This is a genomic window from Pseudofrankia coriaricola, from assembly GCF_001854805.1.
Taxonomy (GTDB): Bacteria; Actinomycetota; Actinomycetes; order Frankiales; family Frankiaceae; genus Pseudofrankia.
Genome location: NZ_MBLO01000144.1, coordinates 1 through 6,699, shown reverse-complemented (window position 1 = coordinate 6,699; position 6,699 = coordinate 1). Strand labels below are relative to the sequence as shown.

7 protein-coding genes are annotated in these 6,699 nt (G+C 69.6%); 3 read left to right on the top strand and 4 right to left on the bottom strand.

Features of this window, described 5'->3' with window-relative positions; genetic code table 11:
• Nucleotides 1-42: 42 nt before the first annotated feature.
• Both BCD48_RS19915 and BCD48_RS19910 read right to left on the bottom strand, forming a co-directional pair.
• Nucleotides 43-462 (bottom strand): hypothetical protein, encoded by a 420-nt coding sequence (locus BCD48_RS19915; RefSeq protein WP_083418919.1) that lies wholly within the window; start codon nucleotides 460-462, stop codon nucleotides 43-45.
• A 231-nt stretch (nucleotides 463-693) separates the two neighbouring features.
• Entirely contained in the window at nucleotides 694-1,467 is a 774-nt protein-coding gene (locus tag BCD48_RS19910) for a hypothetical protein (RefSeq protein WP_071049938.1), read from the bottom strand.
• Nucleotides 1,468-2,218: 751 nt separating this feature from the next.
• Between BCD48_RS19910 and BCD48_RS19905 the strand changes: the two genes are divergently transcribed.
• The 3 genes from BCD48_RS19905 to BCD48_RS46820 all read left to right on the top strand — a co-directional run bounded on the left by BCD48_RS19905 (nucleotide 2,219) and on the right by BCD48_RS46820 (nucleotide 4,357).
• Nucleotides 2,219-3,121: a fumarylacetoacetate hydrolase family protein gene (locus BCD48_RS19905; RefSeq protein WP_071049937.1), complete on the top strand. Its 903-nt coding sequence runs from the start codon at nucleotides 2,219-2,221 to the stop codon at nucleotides 3,119-3,121.
• Nucleotides 3,122-3,407: 286 nt separating this feature from the next.
• Complete coding sequence (locus tag BCD48_RS19900; RefSeq protein WP_071049936.1) at nucleotides 3,408-3,947, top strand: winged helix-turn-helix domain-containing protein; 540 nt, start codon at nucleotides 3,408-3,410, stop codon at nucleotides 3,945-3,947.
• Nucleotides 3,857-4,357: a transposase gene (locus BCD48_RS46820; protein ID WP_349308035.1), complete on the top strand. Its 501-nt coding sequence runs from the start codon at nucleotides 3,857-3,859 to the stop codon at nucleotides 4,355-4,357. The genes BCD48_RS19900 and BCD48_RS46820 overlap by 91 nt, the downstream gene beginning before the upstream one ends.
• Here the strand turns inward: BCD48_RS46820 and BCD48_RS19890 are convergent.
• Together BCD48_RS19890 and BCD48_RS19885 are read right to left on the bottom strand one after the other, a co-directional pair.
• Nucleotides 4,352-6,064 (bottom strand): recombinase family protein, encoded by a 1,713-nt coding sequence (locus tag BCD48_RS19890; RefSeq protein WP_241841869.1) that lies wholly within the window; start codon nucleotides 6,062-6,064, stop codon nucleotides 4,352-4,354. The genes BCD48_RS46820 and BCD48_RS19890 overlap by 6 nt on opposite strands.
• The coding region (locus BCD48_RS19885) for a transposase (RefSeq protein ID WP_241841868.1) at nucleotides 6,061-6,699 on the bottom strand (639 nt) is incomplete at its 5' end. The genes BCD48_RS19885 and BCD48_RS19890, both read right to left, overlap by 4 nt.

Genomic DNA, 6,699 nt, shown 5'->3' with positions numbered 1-6,699 from the left:
GAACAGTGCCGACACAACATCGACACCGTCGAGGAGAAGACCTCAGCCGGCCAGACGCGGACTCGTGTTGATCGCCTCGGGGAGGAACGCGGGCAACAGCAGACCACCGGCCGTCACGAACGACACCAACTCCCACGCCGACAACGTGGGCAGCGCCCAGCGGCCCGCCGCCGCGTCGCGCACCGCGACGACCAGCGCCACCAGACCCGCGAGCAACCCGCCGTCGACCTCCGGAACCCGGGGGTCGACGGCCACCGCCCGCAGCCGCACCGCCAACGCCGCCCGCAGCCGCACCGCCCGCCCTGCCAGCCGCCCAAGCCAGCCCCGCACCGTCGCAGGCGCCCGGCCCACCGCCACCGCGACCCGGCGCGCCCCCAGCCCACCGGCCGCGAGCCCGACCGCCTCACCGATCACCGCCACCGCGTCCGCCCGCCGCGCCAGGCACGTCACCGGCAGCAGCACATGCGTCGCCAGACAGCCCGAACACCGCCCCCGCCGCGGCCGGACCTCCCCCTCGACCCCCGAACCCGGCGCACCCGCGCCCACCCCCAACCCGCCAGACCGCTCCCGCACCCCGGACAGGCCAGCTCACCCACCGCCAACCGCCGTTCGACCTCAACCACATCCACGTCTACGGTGAACACCGGCGCCTCCACGCGCCTCGCACGGCCCTCCCCGAACCGGCCAAGGTGATCAGGGGAGGGCCGTCGCCATTTCCGACGTGCTCACCCTGTCGTCGCGCACCAACAAGAAACCCACCACAAGATCACAGCTGGCACATGCCCACCCACGACGACGCCGACCCGCCTCGCCGCGCCCACCAAGAACGACGCGTGACACCTGGTCGAGATCGGTCAGCGTCGTGCCGCGGTCGTGCAGCCAGCCGAGGAAGCGGATCGCGACGTGCACCCGGGTCTCGGCGTGGCGGGTCCAGGTGCGCGGGCCGCGGCGATGCTCGGCGCGTCGACGCAGCCGGCGCAGTACCCGCCAGGTGGCGTAGGCGGTCAGGATCCGGCGGTGTTGCGGCGGGTCGACGGTGGCGAGTCGGGCGGTGAGTCGCTGCTCGGCGCGTGCGAGCGCGTCGTCGCGGGCGGGGAGCAGCTGGTGGGCGACGAGCAGGGCGCGCAGGTAGTCGGCCGCGGCGCGGGTGCGCGTCGAGATCGGCGCCAGCGCCCAGTTCGCGACCAGGCCGAACAGCACCCGCTCCACCGCCGTGGTGAACCGCCGGTCGGCGACCGCCTTCTCGATCGCGGTGGCGACGCCGAGCTCGCGCCACAGCCCGTCGAGCAGCCATGTCCCGCCGATCGGCCGGGCGTCGACGACCTCCATCGGCCCCGCGCCGGCGGCCAGCCCTGTCTCCCCGGCGCCCGCGGATTCGTCCTGGCCGTCGCCGAAGTGCGCCCGGATCGAGGCGGCCAGCCGCCGCAGCCCGTCCACGTCGACCGTCTCGACCCGCCCCAGGTTCATCAACACCTGCGCTTGACCGCCCCGTCGACCCGGTGGTTGTGCGCGAGCGCGACCTAGCGCACGAGGCTGCCGTCGGCGTTCCGCCGCTGCGTGTACCGCAACTACATGCCCACACCACACCACGTAACCCCAGGCAGAGCAACCGCAAAAGGGGACTTAATCTTACCACACTTTGGCGTCCGCGAGGCCGATTTCCTTGCTTGGCAACCCCATGACCTGCGCCTTTGCCTTACCGATCTTCATCGTGTGTCCACGAACTGCGGAACCCGGGCCGCCAGCAAGTTCGGCGACAGGCCCCGTGACTCGAATCTAGTCTTGACAATCGAATCTGACTGGGTCATGGTTGCGTCAGTCACCGGGGGCGGCCCGGGGAGGCCACAGTCGGAGCTCACATGAGTTGGAGTAGACGAGGATCCATCTAGGGTCGCTCGCCATCACCGGGTTGCATGGCGGGGCGGCTGGTCTGATGGATGATCGCCCTGCAAGATGGGAGTGTGAACAGACCGGTCAAGGCTTGACGCTTGTCGCGTTGACGGTGGTCTTCCTCGGCTCGACGTGTATCCAGCCGTGACGTTCAACACCCTGGGCACGGTCATTGCAGTCCACTTCGTGGCTGTTATCGTGAACGGCCTGAGGCCTGCCGTTCCCAAGCTTGGGTGAACCCGCTGTTCCAGCGGGCCGGCGCTGCCGGACGCGGTCGCCTTGTCGGCCGCCATCCGTAGCCGCTGCAGCGAGCAATTGAGGATTCCATATGAAATTCGCCAACATCTCGGGCCGAGCGTGCATCATTCACGATGGGCGTGCGCTCGATATCGAACGTGCAAGCCGTGGTGAAATCGCGCCAGACCCGATGATGTATACGCGCCTCGCCCAGCACCCGCGGCTCGAATCGTTGCTTGCCGCCGCAAGCCCAGGTGACTTCCGAGAGTTCGACGTCGCGCACCTGGGACCACCGGTCCCTCGCCCCGGAAACATCATCGCTGTTGCACTGAACTATCACGATCACATCGAGGAGACCGGGCGGCAGCAGTCCGAAGAACCTGTGGTCTTTTCGAAGCTCACCAGCTCCGTCTGCGGCCCGTACGACCCCATCGAGGTCGCCGCGGACTGGACGCGCGTCGACTACGAGGCGGAGGTGGTCGTCGTGATCGGCGCTCGCCTCGGGGACGCCAAGACAGATGCCGTGTGGTCCGCTGTTGCTGGCGTGACCGTAGGCCAGGACATCTCGGATCGTGCTGAACAGAACCGCGAGCCACTACGCCAGTTCAGTTTCGCCAAGTCGTACAAAACCTTCACGCCGATCGGGCCATATCTTTCGACGGTCGACGATTTCGGTGATCCGGACCGTATCGAATTGTTTTCCCGCGTTGACGGGATGGAGGTTCAGCGAGCTACGACGGCGCAGTTGATCAGAAGCGTACCTGAATTGGTTTCTTGGATCTCGCGCCGAGTCGTGCTCGTGCCCGGAGACCTCATCCTTACCGGTACCCCAGGTGGTGTCGGCTCCCGCCGAACACCGCCGCTGTTCCTGTCCCCAGGAATGGTCCTCGAAACCGGGATCCCGTTAGTCGGGATCATGCGAAACCTCGTTCGGGAGCGACCGTCAGCGACAGATCGATCTGCCAGCGTGCAGGAGGAGGAACTTTCGGCATGACCGTCCGACGGGTACTCATCGGGACTGATCCAACCGGCAAGAGCGTCGTGGTCGACGACGGGCCCACGCCACGAGCCCACGACTTCAAGCACACTCCCGGCTCCAGCTATTCGATCGTCTGGGAGACGCCGGCTGAGCCGACGGCTGCCGTTCGACCGAGTCGATCCGACACTCGGAATTGACACTTTCTTCCCCGGCCCGGGCGGAACCAGGTTGCTACCCCCTAGTTAATTCGTGAGGTCACGGGGTTTTGTGATGATGCCGGTGGGGTGGGTAGCTCGCGGGGGTGAGGTATGCGACGGGTGGCGGGCTGACGCCCGCCGAGCAGATTCGACGTGAGCGGGTCCGGTTGGCTGCCGTTGACTGGTTTGCCCGGGGAGTGAGCCAGGCGGAGGTGGCGCGGGAGTTCCATGTGACGCCGAAGACGGTGAGCCGTTGGCATCGGGCCTGGGAGGACGGCGGTGTCGGTGCGCTGCGGTCGCGGGGGCCGTTGTCGGCGTGCCGGCTGGATGACCGGCAGTTGGCCCGGTTGGAGGCGTTGCTGCGTCGGGGCCCGGGGACGTGTGGCTGGGACGACCAGCGGTGGACGCTGGCTCGGATCCGGCGGGTGATCGCGGTGGAGTTCGGGGTGGACTACACCGAGGCCGGGGTGTGGTACCTGCTGGAGCGGCAGGGCTGGTCGTGCCAGCTGCCCGCCCGGCAGGCCAGCGAACGCGATGACGAGGCTATCGAGGCGTGGAGGAAGGAGCCGTGGTCGGCGGTAAAACCACGGCGGCGGCCCGTCGGGCCTGGGTCTGTTTCCTCGACGAGACCGGCCAGGGCCTGAGGCCGCCCCGCGCTCGTACCTGGGCTCGCCGTGGGGCCAGACCGGTCATCCGGGTGCCCGCCGCCCGGGGCGGCGGGCGGGTCAGCGTGACCGGCATGGTCTGCTACCGGCCCGGGCAGCGCGCCCGTCTGCTCTACCGGACCCGCCTCGGCGACCGCCGCCACGGCGAACGCAAGGGCCTCGACTGGACCGACTGCCGCGACCTGCTGGTCGCCGCGCACCACCAGCTTCCCGGCGGCCGGCTCGTCCTGGTCTGGGACCGGCTCAACATCCACCGCCAGACCGCGATGACCACCTTCCTCGACACCCACGCCGACTGGGTCGACGTCGTCTGGCTGCCGACCTACGCCCCCGAACTCAACCCGGTGGAGATAGGTTTGCCGAACTACGAGGTGCGTATCCAGTCATGATGTCTGGTCTCCTTGCTGGTGCTGCTGGTGCTGCTGGTGCTGCTGGTGCTGCTGGTCGGCTGGGTTGTCGGTCCAGCGGCGGCGGTTGTGGTAGCCGGCTGGGAGCTGGTGCAGGGCGCGCAGGCGTTCGACCTCGCCCTGGTCGGCGGTGATGATCCAGCGGTAGGGCGGTCGGCTGTCTTGCTGTCCGGTAGCCCAGCCGCGCCGTACCCAGGTGTACAAGGTCGCCGCTGGCATCCCGACCTGGCGAGCGAGGGCGGTCAGCCACCATTGGTCGGGGCCGAGACTGCCCTGGTCGGTGCGGCGGTCGTGGTCCAGGCCGGGGCGCAGGCCCAGGCGGCGGACCAGGTGCTGGATCTCGCCGACGTGGAAACGCTCGCGCAGATGGGGCGTGCGGAACCCGTCGGCGGCGAGCTGGTCGGCGACCGCGGCGTTGTCCAGGCCGGCCGCGACCAGCTGTCCGAGCCGGGTGAGCAGCGCGGGGTGGTAGGACAGCTGGTCGATCCGGGCCACCGGGCGGACCAGGTCGGCGTGGGTCTGGTGGCCGCCAGCCCAGGTGATGGTGGCGTGCACCTGCTCGCTGGTGCCCGCGGCGGTGACCGTGACCTGGTCGACCACGGCGCGGATCAGTCTCTTGCGGTCGGCCGTGGTGGTCGTCGGGGCCGACCACAGCGCCGGGATGTCGGCGGCCAGGGCGCGGATCGCGGCCTGTTCGGCGGCGGACAGGCGGGTGGGGTGCTGGCGGGCGAACCGCGCGTGGTCCTCGGCGAGCTGCGCCCGGGCGGCCAGCGCCTGCTCCCACTCGCGCTCGAGCTGCCTGACCACCAGGCGGTTTTCGGGTTCGGCCAGCTGGTACTGGCGGCGAGCGCGTTCGGCGGCGTACTCGGCGCGCTCCCGGCGCTGCCGCCAGATCCGGTCCACCTGTACTCGGTGCGCCTCGATCTGCTCGGCCGCGCGCAGCGACACCTCCAGCGCCGCTGGTGCCAGCGCGTCCAGCACCTGGGAGACGACATGGCCGTCCACGCAGCGCCCGGCCATCTGCTGGCAGCGCGGTTCGCCGTAGGTGTGGTGGCGTCGCTGACAGCAGTAGCGGTGGACCGGTCCGTCGGCTCCGGCCTCGTAGGCGACCTGCATCCGCTGGCCGCAGCGCCCGCAGACCACCAGCCCGGCCAGCAACGCAGGACCGTCCCGCGCCGCCCCCAGGCTGTCGGCCCGCGCCCGGTTGGCGGCCATCCGGGCGAGATTCCGCTCGTACTGCTCGACGCTGATATAAGCGGGCAGCGCCCCTTCGATACGCACCTGCCACTGCCCGGCCTGCAGGCCGCGGACCCGTCCGGAGTGCTCGCGACCGGGTCGCCGCCGGGACGGTTCGGTGCGGCTGCGACCGTAGGCGTAGATCCCCGCATACGCCGGATTACGCAACATGTTGACCAGGCCCTGCTGGTGAGGCGGACGCCAGACCACCTCACCCTTGCCCGGCCCCGACCGCTCCCGCATCCCGATCTGCACCCGATGCTCGACCAGGAACCGCAACATCGCGTGCACGGTGCCCAGCCGCTCGAACAGCTCGAACACCAGCCGCACCACGGCCTGGACCTGCTCGTCCGGATCAAGGGCGACCTCGCCCGAGGGACGGCGCACATATCCCGCCGGCAGCGGCACCGCCAGCTCCCCGCGGCCCGCCCTGGCCAGCCGCCCCGCTGTCATCCGCTGCCTAAGTGGTTCGGGCTGGAAGTCCTTCGGGGGTGGTCAGGCGCCTCGGTAAGGAGTGAGTCGCTGGCTGCGGCCGGCTGTGGGATCCGGGCGAGCTGCCGTTCGAGGTCGGCCGCGGTGTACTTCCAGCGGAACGGTGTGGCGGTGGTGTTGTAGCGGGCGACGAACGCGGTCAGGGTGTCGGCGAGTTCGTCGAGGCTGGCGAAGTCGCAGGGCGCGACGACCTTCCGCTGGACGAAGGAGAAGAAGATCTCGACCTGGTTCAACCAGGAGGCGTGCTTCGGCGTGTGGATCAGTATGCAGGTCGGGTGGGCCTCACGGAGGCGGTCGATGGAGGCCTGGCCGCGGTGGTCCGAGCCGTTGTCCACGATCACGAACACTCGCCTGGCGTCCCGGTAGCGGGGCTGGGTCATGATCTGGCCGATCAGTGCCATGAACGGGGCGATACCGGTCGTCGGTGGGGTCTGGGAGGTGACCTTGAGCAGGGCGTTCGCGCGTTCGCCGACGGCGCGTAGCGCGTTGTGGATCCGGTTGTGTGCCTTCTGTTCGTCGGTGAGGGTGGCGCCCTTGGGCTTCTTGTACGCGATCGCGAGCGGCCCGGCCGGGCTTCCTATCCCTTCGTAGCCGAG

What these genes read in the sequence shown, in the direction of transcription:
- BCD48_RS19905 (WP_071049937.1), top strand. Translation starts at nt 2,219, where the DNA reads ATGAAATTCGCCAACATCTCGGGCCGAGCGTGCATCATTCACGATGGG.
- BCD48_RS19910 (WP_071049938.1), bottom strand. Translation starts at nt 1,467, where the DNA reads ATGAACCTGGGGCGGGTCGAGACGGTCGACGTGGACGGGCTGCGGCGG.
- BCD48_RS19890 (WP_241841869.1), bottom strand. Translation starts at nt 6,064, where the DNA reads ATGACAGCGGGGCGGCTGGCCAGGGCGGGCCGCGGGGAGCTGGCGGTG.